This is a genomic window from Mycolicibacterium sp. XJ879 (genome assembly GCF_053483935.1).
In genome coordinates this window covers 23,321-39,015 of sequence record NZ_JBEFTH010000004.1, presented here as the reverse complement: position 1 = coordinate 39,015, position 15,695 = coordinate 23,321, and the positions used below count along the sequence as shown (strand labels likewise).

The window sequence follows — 15,695 nt, the reverse complement described above, 5'->3', positions numbered from 1 at the left end:
CCGTTCGGTTCGGCTCCGCGGGAGGTTCGGGATGCCCCAGGACGACATCAAGGTCCACCAGATCAGGGCGGCCGCGCACACGTTGTTCCTCAAACACGGCTTCGCCGGCGTGAGCACCGCGGCGTTGGCCAAAGCGGCCGGGGTCTCCAAGGAGACGCTGTACTCCCGCTACCCCAACAAGGACGCCGTGCTCGCCGATGTGCTGGAGCACCTCATCGCGCTCGGCCAGCTCGACGCCGACGTGGACATCCCCGCACCGGCCAGCATCGCCGACCTGCGCGACGCACTGCGGTCGCTCGCGACCGAACTCGGTGAGCAGCTCATCACGCGCGACTACATCGAACTGGTACGCATCGTGATCGCCGAGACCCCGCGACTGCCGCACGTCGGCGAAATCTTCCGACAGTCGGTGCCGCGGCGGGCCTTTCAGCTGACCGGCGCGCTGCTCACTGCGGGCAAGGACGCCGGCCTGATCGGTGACATCGACGTCTTGACAGCGGCGCGAATGTTCCTGGGTCCGCTGGTTTTACACACGCTGATCAACGTGTTGCTGGTGGCTCCCAGCGAGGACTCGGCTGTGCAGCCCATCGACGTCGATAGCCACGTGGACCTGCTCCTCGCGGCGATCACTTCGCCAGACTTCAAGGAGAACTCATGAACTCCGATGTACTCGTCGTCGGTGCCGGCCCGACGGGCCTGACGATGGCGGCCGAACTGGCCCGTCGCGGTGTCAAGGTGCGCGTCATCGACGCCGCCGCTACCCCGACCACCGAGACCAGATCCCTTGGCGTGCAACCCAGAACCCTCGAGCTGTTCGAGCGCCTCGACTTGACCGACGCCGCGGTGGCAGCGGGAACGCGCGTCACTGACTTCAAGGTGTTCAGCGAAGGTAAACAGTTCCTGCACCTGAACGTGGACGGCTTGGACAGCCCGTACCCGTATCTGCTGATGCTGCAGCAGCCACGCGTCGAATCGCTGCTGCGGCAGCGCCTCGACAGCCTCGACGTCTGCGTCGAGCACAGCACCGAGCTCACCGCGCTGAGTCAGAATTCCAGTGCGGTGCAAGCGACGCTGCGACACGGCGACGGAACCACGGAGACGACGCGGACGTCGTGGTTGATCGGCTGCGACGGCGCCCACAGCACGGTGCGCCACCAGCTCGGCGTGCAGTTCGTCGGCGCCGCGTTCGAGGAGAACTTCGCGGTGGCCGACGTCCGCATGGACTGGGCGCTGCCGCACGACGTGTTTCACGCGTTCCTCAACCGCGGAAACTTCGCCGCCTACTTCCCGATGCCCGGTGGACTGCACCGGCTCACCATCGCCTACCGCCCCGGCGAGACCCCGACCGGCGACGTGACCTACGACGAACTCCAAGCCGCCGTCGACCGCGGCGCACCTCCGGGCGCGCGCATCGCAGAAATCCACTACGCGGGTCGCTTCCAAATCAACCAGCGCAAGGTCGCCCGCCATTCGGTGGGCCGGGTCTTCCTCGCCGGCGACGCAGCACATGTGCATTCCGTGGTCGGCGGCCAGGGCATGAACACCGGCATACAAGACGCGTTCAACCTGGGTTGGAAGCTCGCCGCGGTCGTCAACGGCCATGCCCACCGCCGGCTGCTGGATTCCTACGCCGACGAACGCTCTCCGGTCGCGCGGCGGTTGGTCAAGGGTACGCGGCGAGCGACACGGATGACATTGTTGCGCAATCCAATTGCTACGGCTGCGCGACGCCACATCGCCCCGCACATCACCCCGCGCCCGGCCCTGCAGCGTGTGTTGCGTCGCGCACTGACCCAGCTCGACGTGTCCTACCGCGACGGCAGCGGCGGCAGCAACGACGACCGCATCGCCGTCGGCGACCGGTTCCCCGACATCGGGCTGCTGCACCCAACGAAGTTCACGCTGCTGGTACACGGCACTGTACCGCCCCGGTTGGCCGACTACTCCGCGCTGGTCGACGTACGCCACGTTTCCGACGGTGTTGGGCTGACGCTGGTCCGGCCCGACGGCTACATCGCCGTGCTCGCCGACGACGCGGATGCGGTATCGGCCTATCTCGAAACGACCCTCGGACAACGGAGTTTCGTATGAAGGCGATCAGGATGCACGGCTACGGCGCCGAAGCGCACCGCGCTATCGGTGACCGAAACGCCGTCGGCGCCACGGTCCTGGTGCCGTACGAAGAGGAGTCACCGCGGCCGCAAATCGCAGCGCCTCTACCGGACCCCGCTGTGGGCGTTTCGGCGACAGGGCGGTTTCGTCATCGCCTTGACGTACGGCTTTGAGGCCGACTGGGTGCGCAATGTGCTGGCGGCCGACGGCTGCGAGATCGAGGCCCGCGGCCGTCGTTATCAGGTCGGGTCGCCGCGCGTCTACCACGACGAGAACGCCACGGATATGCCCGCGTTCATCCGCTTCATGCTGCATCGTGCGCGAATCCGGATAACCCGGGTTCGACGCGCGCCCCTAGGCTCGGAGCGTGGCATCTGGAAGCGACCGGGCACCGTTCTCGTCGTGGGCTGACACGGTCGCCTCCGCCCGTTCGACACTGCAACGACGCGCACTATCCAATCTGTCGCGTGCGCCCCGACCTGCGCGGCAGGCCGGCCGGCTGATCGTCCGCACGGTCAACGACACACTGCGGGACCGGGTACCCGGGCTGGCCGCCGAGGTCGCGCTGTTCTCGCTGATCTCGCTGCCGTCGCTGCTGATTGCGGTGCTCGGCTCGCTGGGGTTCATCGCGGGAGCGCTCGGCCCGGAAGGCACTGAGCAACTGCACCGGCTGCTGCTGGAGGTGCCCAGCTCCTTTCTCGCCGAACGAACCTTCGAGTCATACCGTCGCGTGGTCGAGGCCGGGCTTGCCCAGTCGCGCGGAAGCGTGATCTCCATCGGCATCCTGCTCAGCCTGTGGACGGGCTCGCGGGCGGTGAACCGGTACCTGGAGACGATCACCATCGCCTACGGGGTCGAGCCCCGGCCCGCATGGCGGCGACGGCTGCTGGCGATGGGGCTGACCATCGCCGGGCTCCTCGGTGCCGTGGCGATCCTGCCGCCGCTCGTCCTGGGACCCGACCTCGTGGCGTGGGTGACGCCCGACCCGTTGACCGACAGCACGTTGCGCACATTGGATCTGCTGTTCTGGCCGGGGGTGGCGCTGCTGATCCTGGTCGGGCTGGTCACGCTGTATCACTTCGGTGTGCCGTGGCGAACCCCTTGGCGCCGCGACATACCCGGGGCGGTGCTGGCGATGGTCCTGTGGCTGGTGGCCTCGGCAGGCCTGCGCGCCTATCTGGCGGTCAGTGCGCGCGACGACGCGGTCTACAGTCAGCTCGCCGTGCCGATCGCCGTTGTCCTGTGGCTCTACATCACGGCTTTCGCGGTGTTGCTCGGCGCGGAGTTCAACGCCGAGATCGAAAAGATGTGGCCGCACGACAAGCATCCGTGGCGGCTGCGCCGACGCCGAAATGCAAATTAGCCCGCCGAGTGTGGGCGCGCGTAACGCGAAACCGGCTCGGGGCGTGCGGGTAACCCACGTTCGCGCCCCCCTGCCGCCGAAGCAACGAAAACCCCCGGGGCGAACCCCGGGGGTTTTCGCGTCAACAACTACCGGTAGTCGCTGTAGCCATAGTCGTCCAACGGCACCGCCGCACCGGTGGCCTGGCCGAAGTCCGGGCTGTAGTACTGATCCTCGTAGGACGGGATCGTGTACGCAGCGGCGCGGGCCTCTTCGGTCGGCTGCACCTGGATGTTGCGGTAACGGTTGATACCCGTACCGGCCGGGATCAGCTTGCCGATGATCACGTTCTCCTTCAGACCCATCAGCTTGTCGCTGCGGCAGTTGATCGCCGCATCGGTCAGCACGCGAGTGGTCTCCTGGAACGACGCCGCCGACAGCCACGAATCGGTGGCCAGCGACGCCTTGGTGATACCCATCAGCACCGGACGACCGGCCGCGGGCTCGCCGCCCTCGGCGACCACCCGACGGTTCTCGGACTCGAACTCGGACCGCTCGGTCAGCGAGCCGGGCAGGAACTCCGTCGCACCCGAATCGATGATCGTCACGCGCCGCAGCATCTGCCGGACGATCACCTCGATGTGCTTGTCGTGGATCGACACGCCCTGAGCACGGTAGACCTCCTGGACCTCCTTGACGAGGTGGATCTGCACCTCGCGCGGGCCCTGGACACGCAGCACCTCGTGCGGGTCGGCGGAGCCTTCCATCAGCTGCTGGCCCACCTCGACGTGGTCGCCGTCGGCGAGCAGCCGCTCGGTGCCGTCCTCGTGCCTGAACACCTTCAGGCGCTGACGACGAGACAGCTTGTCGTACACCACTTCTTCGCCGCCATCGTCGGGAATGATGGTGATCTTGTAGAAGCGCTCGCCCTCCTCGAGCTGTACCCGACCCGAGACGTCGGCGATGGGCGCCTTGTCTCGCGGGATGCGCGCCTCGAACAGCTCCTGCACGCGTGGCAGACCACCGGTGATATCGCTACCGCCGGTGACGCCGCCCTGGTGGAACGTACGCATGGTCAGCTGCGTGCCGGGCTCGCCGATGGACTGCGCGGCGACGATGCCGACGGCCTCGCCGATGTCGACGAGCTTGCCCGTCGCCATCGAACGGCCGTAGCACTTGGCGCACACGCCGGTGCCGGTGGCGCAGGTCAGCACGGAGCGGACCTTCACCTCGGTGATACCCGCGGCCAGCAGTGCCTCGATGGCCGGGTCGCCCAGGTCGTGGCCGCGCTCGACGACCACGTTGCCCTTGGCGTCGACGGCGTCGGTCGCCAGCGTCCGTGCGTAGGCCGACGTCTCGATGTGCTGATCGCGCACCAAGCCCGCATCCTTGCCGCTGCCCTGCAGTTCGGCCAGCGTGACGTTGATGCCACGCTCGGTCTCGCAGTCGGTCTCGCGAACGATGACGTCTTGGCTCACGTCCACCAGACGGCGGGTCAGGTAACCCGAGTCGGCGGTGCGAAGCGCGGTGTCCGCCAGACCCTTTCGGGCGCCGTGGGTGTTGATGAAGTACTCCAGCACCGTCAGGCCCTCACGGAACGAGGACTTGATCGGACGCGGGATGAACTCACCCTTCGGGTTGGTCACCAGACCCTTCATGCCGGCCAGCGTGCGGGTCTGGGTGAAGTTACCCGTGGCGCCGGAGTCGACGATCAGGATGATCGGGTTGTCCGACGGGTAGTGGCTACGCAGCGCCTCACCCACCTCTTCGGTGGCGGTCTGCCAGATCTTGACCAGCTCGCCGTTGCGCTCCTCGTGGTTGAGCTTGCCGCGCTGGTACTGCTTTTCGATCGCGTCGGCTTCCTTCTCGTAGCGCTCGAGGATCTCCTGCTTCTCCGGCGGCACCAGCACGTCGGCCATCGACACGGTGACACCCGAGCGGGTAGCCCAGTAGAAGCCGGCGTCCTTGAGCTTGTCGACGGTCTGCGCCACCACGATCATCGGGTACCGCTCGGCCAGATCGTTGACGATGCGGGCCTGCACCTTCTTGTGCATCTGCTCGTTGACGAACGGATATTGCACCGGCAGAAGCTCGTTGAACATCACCCGGCCCAGCGTCGTATCGGCCGTCCAGGCATCGCCCGGATTCCAGCCGTCGGGAAACAGTTCGGCCTCGATATCGGCGGGCGGACGCAGCTGCGTCAACCGCACCCGGATCTTGGCGCGCACCGACAGCGCACCGCGGTCCATCGCCATGATGGCCTCGGCGGGTGAGCTGTACACACCCGACTCCGGGGAATCCTTGGCGGCAGGCGTGTATTCGCCGGCCTCGCCGTCGATCATCGTGGTCAGGTAGTACAACCCGGTCACCATGTCCAGACGCGGCATGGCCAGCGGGCGGCCCGACGCCGGCGACAGGATGTTGTTCGAGGACAGCATCAGGATGCGAGCCTCGGCCTGCGCCTCCGCCGACAGCGGAAGGTGCACGGCCATCTGGTCGCCGTCGAAGTCGGCGTTGAAAGCCTCACACACCAGCGGGTGCAGCTGAATCGCCTTGCCCTCCACCAGCTGTGGCTCGAACGCCTGGATGCCGAGGCGGTGCAGCGTCGGTGCGCGGTTCAGCAGCACCGGATGCTCGCCGATCACCTCTTCGAGCACATCCCACACCTGCGGACGCTGACGCTCCACCATCCGCTTGGCGCTCTTGATGTTCTGCGCGTGGTTCAGGTCGACCAGACGCTTCATCACGAACGGCTTGAACAGCTCGAGTGCCATCAGCTTGGGCAGACCGCACTGGTGCAGCTTGAGCTGCGGGCCGACCACGATGACCGAACGGCCCGAGTAGTCGACGCGCTTGCCGAGCAGGTTCTGACGGAACCGACCCTGCTTACCCTTCAACAGGTCCGACAGCGACTTCAGCGGGCGGTTACCCGGCCCGGTGACCGGACGGCCGCGCCGGCCGTTGTCGAACAGCGCGTCTACCGACTCCTGAAGCATGCGCTTCTCGTTGTTGACGATGATCTCGGGCGCACCCAGGTCGATCAGCCTCTTGAGCCGGTTGTTGCGGTTGATTACGCGGCGGTACAGGTCGTTGAGGTCCGACGTGGCGAACCGGCCACCGTCGAGCTGCACCATCGGGCGCAGCTCCGGCGGGATCACCGGAACCGCGTCGAGCACCATGCCCATCGGCGAGTTGCTCGACTGCTGGAACGCCGCGACCACCTTGAGCCGCTTGAGCGCACGAAGCTTCTTCTGCCCCTTGCCACTCCGAATCGTCTCGCGCAGCGAATCGGCCTCGGCCTCGATGTCGAAGTTCTCGATCAGCCGCTTGATGGCCTCCGCACCCATCGCGCCGGTGAAGTACTCGCCGTAGCGGTCCTGCAGCTCGCGGTAGAGCAGCTCGTCGACGATCAGCTGCTTGGGCGCCAGCTTGGTGAAGGTGGTCCAAATCTCCTCGAGCCGGTCCAGCTCACGCTGGGCGCGGTCGCGAAGCTGACGCATCTCGCGCTCGCCGCCGTCGCGCACCTTGCGGCGCACGTCGGCCTTGGCGCCTTCGGCCTCCAGCTCGGCCAGGTCGGCCTCGAGCTTCTGCGCACGGGCCTCCAGATCCGAATCACGCTGGTCCTCAACGGCCTTGCGCTCCACGGCCATTTCGGCCTCGAGCGTCGACAGCTCGTTGTGGCGCATCTCGTCGTCGACCTCGGTGATGACGTAGGCCGCGAAGTAGATGATCTTCTCGAGATCCTTGGGCGCCAGGTCGAGCAGATAGCCGAGCCGCGACGGCACACCCTTGAAGTACCAGATGTGGGTGACCGGTGCGGCCAGCTCGATGTGGCCCATCCGCTCACGACGCACCTTGGCGCGGGTCACCTCGACGCCGCAGCGCTCACAGATGATGCCCTTGAAGCGGACCCGCTTGTACTTACCGCAGTAGCACTCCCAGTCCCGAGTCGGTCCGAAGATCTTCTCGCAGAACAGGCCGTCCTTCTCCGGCTTCAGCGTGCGGTAGTTGATGGTCTCCGGCTTCTTGACTTCACCGTAGGACCAATTCCGGATGTCCTCCGCAGTGGCAAGGCCAATCCGGAGCTCATCGAAGAAGTTGACGTCTAACACGTAACTCCCTTTCCCCTTGCGGGTTTAGAAACTAACTAACTAGTGCCCGCGGCGGTGCCGCGACTGTGCTCAATGCTCTTCGCGCAAGCGCTCATCGCTAAGCCAAGTCCTCGACAGAGGCAGATTCGTTGCGCGACAGGTTGATTCCCAGGTTCGCCGCAGCGCGCTCCAGGTCCTCGTCGTCGCCGTCACGCATCTCGATCGCCGCGCCGTCACTGGAGAGCACCTCGACGTTGAGGCACAGCGACTGCAGTTCCTTGAGCAGAACCTTGAACGACTCCGGAATGCCCGGCTCGGGGATGTTCTCGCCCTTGACGATCGCCTCGTACACCTTGACCCGGCCGACGGTGTCGTCGGACTTGATGGTCAACAGCTCCTGCAGCGTGTACGCCGCGCCGTAGGCCTGCATGGCCCAACATTCCATCTCGCCGAACCGCTGACCGCCGAACTGCGCCTTACCGCCCAGCGGCTGCTGGGTGATCATCGAGTACGGCCCGGTGGAACGCGCGTGAATCTTGTCGTCCACCAAGTGGTGCAGCTTGAGGATGTACATATAGCCAACCGTCACCGGGTACGGGAACGGTTCACCGGAGCGCCCGTCGTACAGCATCGCCTTGCCGTCGGAGTCGACCAGCTTCTCGCCGTCGCGGTTGGGCAGCGTCGAGGCCAGCAGGCCCAGCAGCTCGTCACCGGTGGCGCCGTCGAACACCGGGGTCGAGACGATGGTGTTCGGCTCGGCCTCCATCAGATCGTCGGGCAACTGGTCGGCCCAGTCCGGCTTACCTTCGACCTTCCAGCCGCTGTGCGCGGCCCAGCCCAGATGGGTCTCCAGGATCTGGCCGATGTTCATCCGTCGCGGCACACCGTGGGTGTTGAGGATGATGTCCACCGGCGTGCCGTCGGGCAGGAACGGCATGTCCTCGACGGGCAGGATCTTGCCGATGACGCCCTTGTTGCCGTGGCGTCCGGCGAGCTTGTCGCCGTCGGAGATCTTGCGCTTCTGCGCGACGTAGACGCGCACCAACTCGTTGACGCCGGCGGGCAGCTCATCGTCGTCCTCGCGGGAGAACACGCGGATCCCGATGACCTTGCCGGACTCACCGTGCGGCACCTTGAGCGACGTATCGCGGACCTCGCGGGCCTTCTCACCGAAGATCGCGCGGAGCAGCCGCTCCTCCGGGGTCAGCTCGGTTTCACCCTTCGGGGTGACCTTGCCGACCAGGATGTCGCCGTCGCGGACCTCGGCGCCGATGCGGACGATGCCGCGCTCGTCGAGGTCGGCCAGCACCTCATCGGAGACGTTCGGGATGTCCCGGGTGATCTCCTCGGCGCCCAGCTTGGTGTCGCGGGCGTCGATCTCGTGCTCCTCGATGTGGATCGAGGTGAGCACGTCCTCTTCGACCAGGCGGTTGGAGAGGATGATCGCGTCCTCATAGTTGTGGCCCTCCCACGGCATGACGGCGACGAGCAGGTTCTTGCCCAGCGCCATCTCACCGTTCTCGGTGCACGGCCCGTCCGCGATCACCTGGCCGGCCTCCACCCGGACGCCGGCGTCGACGATCGGGCGCTGGTTGGCGCAGGTGCCGTGGTTGGACCGGGCGAACTTACGCATCCGGTAGGTGTGCCGGGTGCCGTCGTCGGCCATCACCGTGATGTAGTCGGCGGAGACCTCCTCGATCACGCCGGCCTTGTCGGCGACGACGACGTCACCGGCGTCGATCGCGGCACGCAGTTCCATGCCGGTACCGACCAACGGGGCCTCGCTGCGCACCAGCGGAACCGCCTGGCGCTGCATGTTGGCACCCATCAGGGCACGGTTGGCGTCGTCGTGCTCGAGGAACGGGATCATCGCCGTCGCGACCGACACCATCTGGCGCGGTGAGACGTCCATGTAGTCGACCCCGCTCGACGAGATCTGCTCGACCTCGCCGCCCTTACGACGGACCAGCACGCGCTCCTCGAGGAAGCGACCCTTGTCGTCGATCGGCGAGTTGGCCTGCGCCACGACGTGGCGGTCCTCCTCGTCGGCGGTCAGGTACTCGATCTCGTCGGTGACGATGCCGTCGCGCACCTTGCGGTACGGCGTCTCGATGAAGCCGAACGGGTTGACCCGCGCGTACACCGAAAGCGACCCGATCAGGCCGATGTTGGGACCCTCCGGCGTCTCGATCGGGCACATCCGGCCGTAGTGGCTGGGGTGCACGTCGCGGACCTCGAGGCCGGCGCGCTCACGGGACAGACCGCCGGGGCCCAGCGCCGAAAGGCGGCGCTTGTGGGTGAGCCCGGACAGCGGGTTGTTCTGGTCCATGAACTGCGACAGCTGGCTGGTGCCGAAGAACTCCTTGATCGCCGCCACGACGGGACGGATGTTGATCAGGGTCTGCGGCGTGATCGCCTCGACGTCCTGGGTCGTCATCCGCTCGCGCACGACGCGCTCCATGCGCGACAGGCCGACGCGGATCTGATTCTGGATGAGCTCGCCGACCGTGCGCAGACGACGGTTACCGAAGTGGTCGATGTCGTCGACCTCAACGGGCACCTCGGCGCCGCCGGGGACCGTCATCGTCTGATCGTTCTGGTGCAGGCGCACCAGGTACTCGATCGTGGCGACGATGTCCTCTTCGGTGAGCGTGGTCGTGGTGATCGGCTCGCCGGGGTTCAGGCCCAGCTTCTTGTTGACCTTGTAGCGGCCGACGCGGGCCAGGTCGTAGCGCTTCTCCTTGAAGAACAGGTTCTCCAGCAGGGTCTGCGCGGATTCCTTGGTCGGCGGCTCGCCCGGACGCAGCTTGCGGTAAATGTCGAGCAGCGCCTCGTCGGTTCCGGCGGTGTTGTCCTTCTCCAGCGTCGACATCATGATCTCGGAGAAGCCGAACCGCTCGGTGATCTGCTCGCTGGTCCAGCCCAGTGCCTTGAGCAGCACGGTGACGGGCTGACGGCGCTTGCGGTCGATGCGCACGCCGACGGTGTCGCGCTTGTCGACGTCGAACTCCAGCCACGCGCCGCGGCCGGGGATCACCTTGACGCTGTGCAGCGTCTTCTCGGTGGACTTGTCGATCGTCTCGTCGAAGTACACGCCGGGCGAGCGGACCAGCTGGGACACCACGACACGCTCGGTGCCGTTGATGATGAAGGTGCCCTTCTCGGTCATCATCGGGAAGTCACCCATGAAGACCGTCTGGCTCTTGATCTCGCCGCTCTCGGCGTTCATGAACTCGGCCGTGACGAACAGCGGGGCCGCGTACGTCATGTCCTTGTCTTTGCACTCGTCCACCGACGCCTTGACGTCGTCGAAGCGCGGATCGGTGAACGTCAGCGACAAGTTGCCCGCAAAGTCCTCGATCGGCGAGAGCTCGGTGAGCACCTCTTCGAGGCCACCGACCGGGTTCACGTCGCCGCGGCCCTTGGCCTTTTCTTTCCACTCATCCGAGCCGATCAACCACTGGAACGACTCGGTCTGCACATCAAGAAGCCCCGGAACCTCGAGCGGTTCATGGAGCTTGGCAAAGGTAATTCGGTTGGGTGCTCCTGGGACGGAGTTATTGGGGTTAGCTACAGCTGTCTTGTTTGGGCGGGACCCTGCCAAGATGCATCCTTCCAGCACCTCATGCGACTATCTGGAAGACCGGTTGAGCCGGTTTTCCCGAACGGCCGCGATATCTGCATCGGTTCGGCTGGCCTCTCCAGGAACCACAGCCTCCCGAACAAGCGGCACGCGACTAGATCACCGAGCGGAGCTCAGGCTAGGACAGCGGTGTCAAGTGCGGGTTTAGGTGGGCAGGACGCAGCCAGCGCAACGTCCAACAATAGCGCAGGACGGCGCATTCCTCAACCACCGTGTGCGTAATCACAGGGGTCGCTGGCTGGCGTCATAAACCCTTGCACACATGCTGTCCAACAGACTGGCGCGTCGTGGCCTTTCCGTCAAGAGATAACGCGGTGTTTGGTGTGGAGTTTTGGGTTTCAAGCGTGCTGGAGTACCACCCCGTTGTGCGTGCTATGACCGAGATTGATGTGAGGGCTGTGCGCAACCCTGGGCGCAATCTCGCCCATAGCAACCCGGACAGCACATCAGGCAATCACGCGGCAATCGAGGACGAGCACGATTCCGCCGCCGCCGCACCACCGATGGAGGCGGCGGTGCACGCCGGGCTGAAGCGGAAGATGCCGTCACCCAGCTGGACGAACGGTTGCAGCAGGTTGAGCGGGAACAGCTTGGTCAACGGGTTGGGCAGCCCGACCATGACGGCCAGGCCGCCAGGGTTCCGCATCTCCAGCCGCTCACCGGGCCCCAGGTCATAGACCCCCGTGGCCTGGTCGCCGGCGAACATGTCGTTTGCCCAGGTCACCATCAGGTGCCGGGCCGCCGCCACGTTGCGCGGCTGGGAGAACCCGGACACCGCCTGCTGGGCGAACTGGATCAGCGGGTTGCCGCCGCGCATCGTGTCGACGTGCGAGCCGCCTTCCAGCGTGACGCCGACGAACTGACCGGGCCGGGCGTCCAGCAGCGCGGTGCTGCCGACGCCGAACTGGTTCCAGAAGTAGCGCGGTGCGGCGATCTGATAGATCGGGATGTCGAGCGGCACCTTCCGCAAGGCGTCGGTCATCGAATCGTCCAGACCGACACCGTCGAGCAGCACCACACCGGCCAGCCGGTCGGCCGTGCCGTTGTCGGCCATGTAGCCGGCCGCTCCCGACACCGCGCCGCCGCCCAGCGAGTGGCCCATCAGCACCACCCGGTCGGGAACCGGCCCGGTGTAGCCGGTGCGCGCGACGCTTTCCGCCAGCGCGGTGTTGTCCTCGTTGAACAGGTCGGCGATGGCCTCGTGCATCGACGGGGCGCCGAGCCAGCAGGCGTCGGCGGCCAAGAAGTTCGAGGTGATCGACGGCGCGACGACGATGCTGTCGGTCTGGGTGGCCAGCGCCGCCGCGGTGTAGCTGTACCACGGGCCCGCGGCCAGGAAGCCGTGCTGCAGGTAGATCATCCGGTCCGGCGGACTCTCCTCGGCGCCTTCGGGGAAGTACCAGTCCACCGGCACATTGGTGCCCTCCCCCGGCGCGCAGCCGCAGTCGATCCGCAGCGTGGTGCTGCGCACCGTCACCGAGCTGCCTAGCGGAAGCGTCGCCGATCCACCGAACACCCGGATCGCCGCGGCATAGATGCCGAAGACGACGGTGCCGATGAAGTCGAGCACGGTGGTCAGCGGGTTGCGGAACGCGGTGGCGCTGACGGCAGGCGCCGCGGCGGCGAACGTGATCGCCTCGACCTTCGGGATGGCCTTGAGCTCCGCGGCGACGTCCTCGACGACGACGGTGGCGCGCTGTGCGGCCGCCGGTGCGACGTCGGTTTCGGCGGCCTCGTCGTCCTCGGCGGCGACGGCGGTGCTGTCCTCGCGCTCGGTGTCGACGGGGGCTTCTTCTTCGGGTGCCTGCTGGGCCACGGGCCGGGTCGTGGGTTGCGCGGCCGCGGAGGTGTCGACGCCGCGGTCGTTGTCGGAGCGGTCGTCGGCACGCTCTTCCTCGACGACGGGCTCTTCCTCGTCGACGAGCTCCTCCTCGTCGACGGCCGGCTCTTCCTCGTCGACGACGGCGGGCTCGTCGTCGGACGGCTCCTCGTCGACGGCAGCGGGCTCCTGCTCGGTGGGCTCGCCATCCTCGGTGTCGGCCGCCGAATCCTCGCTATCTTCAGTCGAACTCGACTTCGACGACTCCGAGGTGCTGGTCGAACTCGAGGTAGTACCGGAGTCGTCGTCGGCGACCGCTGCGCCCGCGCCGGCGAGCATCGCCGCCACCATCGCGCTGGTCACCACGCCCGCGCCGAACCATTTCAAGATCGAGTCGCCCATGGGTAGCAAATCTATTGCGCGCAACGACGCCGAAAGGGACAAACGGGCGGAAAAATGCGAGTAGATCTCGCCTCTTCGTCGGTCTCCGGTCGGGGTTAGGCCCAGCTAGGCCCGCGTGACGCGCACCGGCACACCGGTCAGCCTCGCCATCCCGGCCAGGCTCTCGATGTCGTCGGGGTCGCTCGACATCAGCTTGTTGACGTTGGCGCCGCCCGCATCGTTGGCCAACCGCCACCCGCCCGAGCCCGGATGCCCCCAGCCGTGCGGGACGGCGACCACACCGGCGACGATGTCCTTGGTGACCATCACCGGCAGTTCGATCTCACCGCTGACCGAGGCGATCCGCACGACGTCCCCATCGGCGATGTCGGCCGCCGCGGCGTCGTCGACGTGCATGCGGGCGTGCTGGGTGCGTTCGCCGCGCATCAACAACGGTGAGTTGTGCATCCACGAGTTCTCCGACCGAGCCTCCCGCATCCCGATCAACCGCATCGGATAGCCAGCAGGCGCGCTGCGTCGCGTCAACTTCGAGACTTCGGCGCTGATCTCGTCGTGGCGCAAGTGGACTCGTCGGTCGCGATACACCACGACCTCGCGCAGCACCCCGGCGCGCAGGTTGGCCGCCAACACCTTCCCGTGCGGGTGTGCCCGCGTCAGCGCCGCGAAGCTCAACCCGCCGCGCCGCAGTCCGAACCGGTCGCCGCCTTCCCCCAGCCGGATCAGCGCATCGACCAGCAGCCGCGGTGAAAGCCGAACACCGAAGACTCCCACCGCTTTTCGCGCCAACGCCAGCATCGCCAAACCAGGTGTGCGACGCCACAACCGCCGGGTGAGCTCGTCGATGATCTCCCACTCTGCGCGCGCCTGCCCCACCGGCGCGATCACCGCCTCGGTGGCCTGCCGAAACGGCGTGGGCTGCAGCGGCTGGAACGGAAGCGGGAAGTCGTCGCGTTCATACATGCTGGCGGCGGGCAACACATAGTCGCAGTGTGCCAATGTCTCGTTGACGTAGAGGTCGATGCCCACCATCAGATCCAGTCCGGCCAACGCGGATTCGAGTTCGTCACCGTCGGGCACCGACAGCACCGGGTTGCCCGCGCTGACGAACAACGCCTTGACCTGCCCGCGCCCGGGCGTGGTGATCTCCTTGGCCATCACCCCGGCGGGTTCGGACCCGAGCACCGAAGGAAACCCGCCGATGCGGGAACGCCTGCGGTGATAGACGGAGCGCAGCAACGCCGCACCTGCCTTGTTCAGCCACCGCTCCGCAGGCAACCCGTACCGGCCGAACATAGCGCCGCCGGGCCTGTCGAGGTTACCGGCGACCAGGTTCACCGCATCGAGCAGATACGTTGTCAGCGTGCCGTTTTCGCCGGTGCTGGTGCCGACGCGCCCGTACACCGCGGCACGTTCGGTGCGCACCAGATCGTGGGCCAGGGTGCGTACCGTATCCGGGTCGATCCCGGTGTGCAGCGCGGTGACCTCTGGGGCGAACGGTCGGGCGAGTTGCTCGAGCCAGACGACGCCGTCGGCCTGACGCGACAACCGGCCCCGGTGCACGAGGTTCTCGGCGAACATCACCTGCAGCAGTGACAACAGCAGGTAGGCGTCGCCGTCGGGCACGATGCCCAGCCATTCGAACGCCGCCGCGGTTTCAGTCTTGCGCGGATCGATCACCAGCACCCGCCCGCCACGCTTGACGACGTCCTGCATGCGGTCCTTGATCCTCGGCAGGGTGAGCACACTGCCATGGGACACAACGGGATTGGCGCCGATCACGACGAACAGGTCGGCGCGCAGCACATCCGGCACCGGCAGCGCCAGCGGGGTGCCGTACAGCAGTTGGCTGGCCACGAAGCGGTTGTTGACGTCTTGTGAGCCCGCGGTGAACAGATGCATGCGCGGGCCCAAGCCGAGCATCAACGAGGTGAGGCTCAACGTGTGCGAGTAGCTGAACGCGCCGGGATTGCCGAAGTACCAGCCGATGGCGCCCGCGCCGTGCGCACGACAAAGATCGGCGAGCCGCCGCGTGATGTCGGCCATCGCCGCATCCCACGACACCGGCTCAAAGCGGCCGTCGGCGCGCTTGCGCAGCGGGGTGGTGACGCGGTCGGGGTCGTTGACAACTTCGGTGAACGCGATGCCCTTCTGGCAGGCAAAGCCTTTCGAGACCGGATGGTCCTTGTCGGGGCGCAGTTCGACCAGCCGCCCGTCCTCGACGGTCGCGATCATGCCGCACAGCGGCTCGCAGATCCGGCAGAACGTGGGCAGGTACTGGCGGGTCAT

At 66.6% G+C, this 15,695-nt stretch carries 8 protein-coding genes; 4 read left to right on the top strand and 4 right to left on the bottom strand.

Annotated elements, in window-relative coordinates; genetic code table 11:
- Window positions 1–31 precede the first annotated feature (31 nt).
- Genes ABQF13_RS10690 through ABQF13_RS10675 form a run of 4 tightly spaced genes read left to right on the top strand, consistent with a single transcriptional unit; the run spans window position 32 to window position 3,475 of the window.
- On the top strand, window positions 32–658 hold the full coding sequence (locus ABQF13_RS10690) for a TetR/AcrR family transcriptional regulator (protein ID WP_448392730.1): 627 nt from the start codon (window positions 32–34) through the stop codon (window positions 656–658).
- On the top strand, window positions 655–2,091 hold the full coding sequence (locus ABQF13_RS10685; RefSeq protein ID WP_448392729.1) for an FAD-dependent oxidoreductase: 1,437 nt from the start codon (window positions 655–657) through the stop codon (window positions 2,089–2,091). Before ABQF13_RS10690 ends, ABQF13_RS10685 begins: the two co-directional genes overlap by 4 nt.
- Before the next feature lie 48 nt (window positions 2,092–2,139).
- Window positions 2,140–2,523 (top strand): PNPOx family protein, encoded by a 384-nt coding sequence (locus ABQF13_RS10680; protein ID WP_448392728.1) that lies wholly within the window; start codon window positions 2,140–2,142, stop codon window positions 2,521–2,523.
- On the top strand, window positions 2,480–3,475 hold the full coding sequence (locus ABQF13_RS10675; protein ID WP_448392727.1) for a YihY/virulence factor BrkB family protein: 996 nt from the start codon (window positions 2,480–2,482) through the stop codon (window positions 3,473–3,475). The genes ABQF13_RS10680 and ABQF13_RS10675 overlap by 44 nt, the downstream gene beginning before the upstream one ends.
- Window positions 3,476–3,603: 128 nt before the next feature.
- Here the strand turns inward: ABQF13_RS10675 and ABQF13_RS10670 are convergent, their stop codons facing one another.
- The 4 genes from ABQF13_RS10670 to ABQF13_RS10655 all read right to left on the bottom strand — a co-directional run bounded on the left by ABQF13_RS10670 (window position 3,604) and on the right by ABQF13_RS10655 (window position 15,695).
- Window positions 3,604–7,566 carry a DNA-directed RNA polymerase subunit beta' gene (locus tag ABQF13_RS10670; RefSeq protein ID WP_448392726.1) on the bottom strand — a complete coding sequence of 1,321 codons (3,963 nt, stop codon included), beginning with the start codon at window positions 7,564–7,566 and terminating at the stop codon, window positions 3,604–3,606.
- 97 nt (window positions 7,567–7,663) lie between these two features.
- Complete coding sequence (gene rpoB / locus ABQF13_RS10665) at window positions 7,664–11,167, bottom strand: DNA-directed RNA polymerase subunit beta (RefSeq protein WP_448392725.1); 3,504 nt, start codon at window positions 11,165–11,167, stop codon at window positions 7,664–7,666.
- Between the two features lie 475 nt (window positions 11,168–11,642).
- Window positions 11,643–13,409 carry an alpha/beta hydrolase gene (locus ABQF13_RS10660; RefSeq protein ID WP_448392724.1) on the bottom strand — a complete coding sequence of 589 codons (1,767 nt, stop codon included), beginning with the start codon at window positions 13,407–13,409 and terminating at the stop codon, window positions 11,643–11,645.
- 105 nt (window positions 13,410–13,514) lie between these two features.
- The gene (locus ABQF13_RS10655; protein ID WP_448392723.1) at window positions 13,515–15,695 is read right to left on the bottom strand and encodes a molybdopterin-dependent oxidoreductase; all 2,181 of its coding nucleotides are present in this window, start codon (window positions 15,693–15,695) and stop codon (window positions 13,515–13,517) included.

Coding starts and splice junctions, on each gene's coding strand:
- ABQF13_RS10655 (WP_448392723.1), bottom strand. CDS start 15,695: ATGACCCGCCAGTACCTGCCCACGTTCTGCCGGATCTGCGAGCCGCTG.
- ABQF13_RS10690 (WP_448392730.1), top strand. CDS start 32: ATGCCCCAGGACGACATCAAGGTCCACCAGATCAGGGCGGCCGCGCAC.
- ABQF13_RS10685 (WP_448392729.1), top strand. CDS start 655: ATGAACTCCGATGTACTCGTCGTCGGTGCCGGCCCGACGGGCCTGACG.
- ABQF13_RS10660 (WP_448392724.1), bottom strand. CDS start 13,409: ATGGGCGACTCGATCTTGAAATGGTTCGGCGCGGGCGTGGTGACCAGC.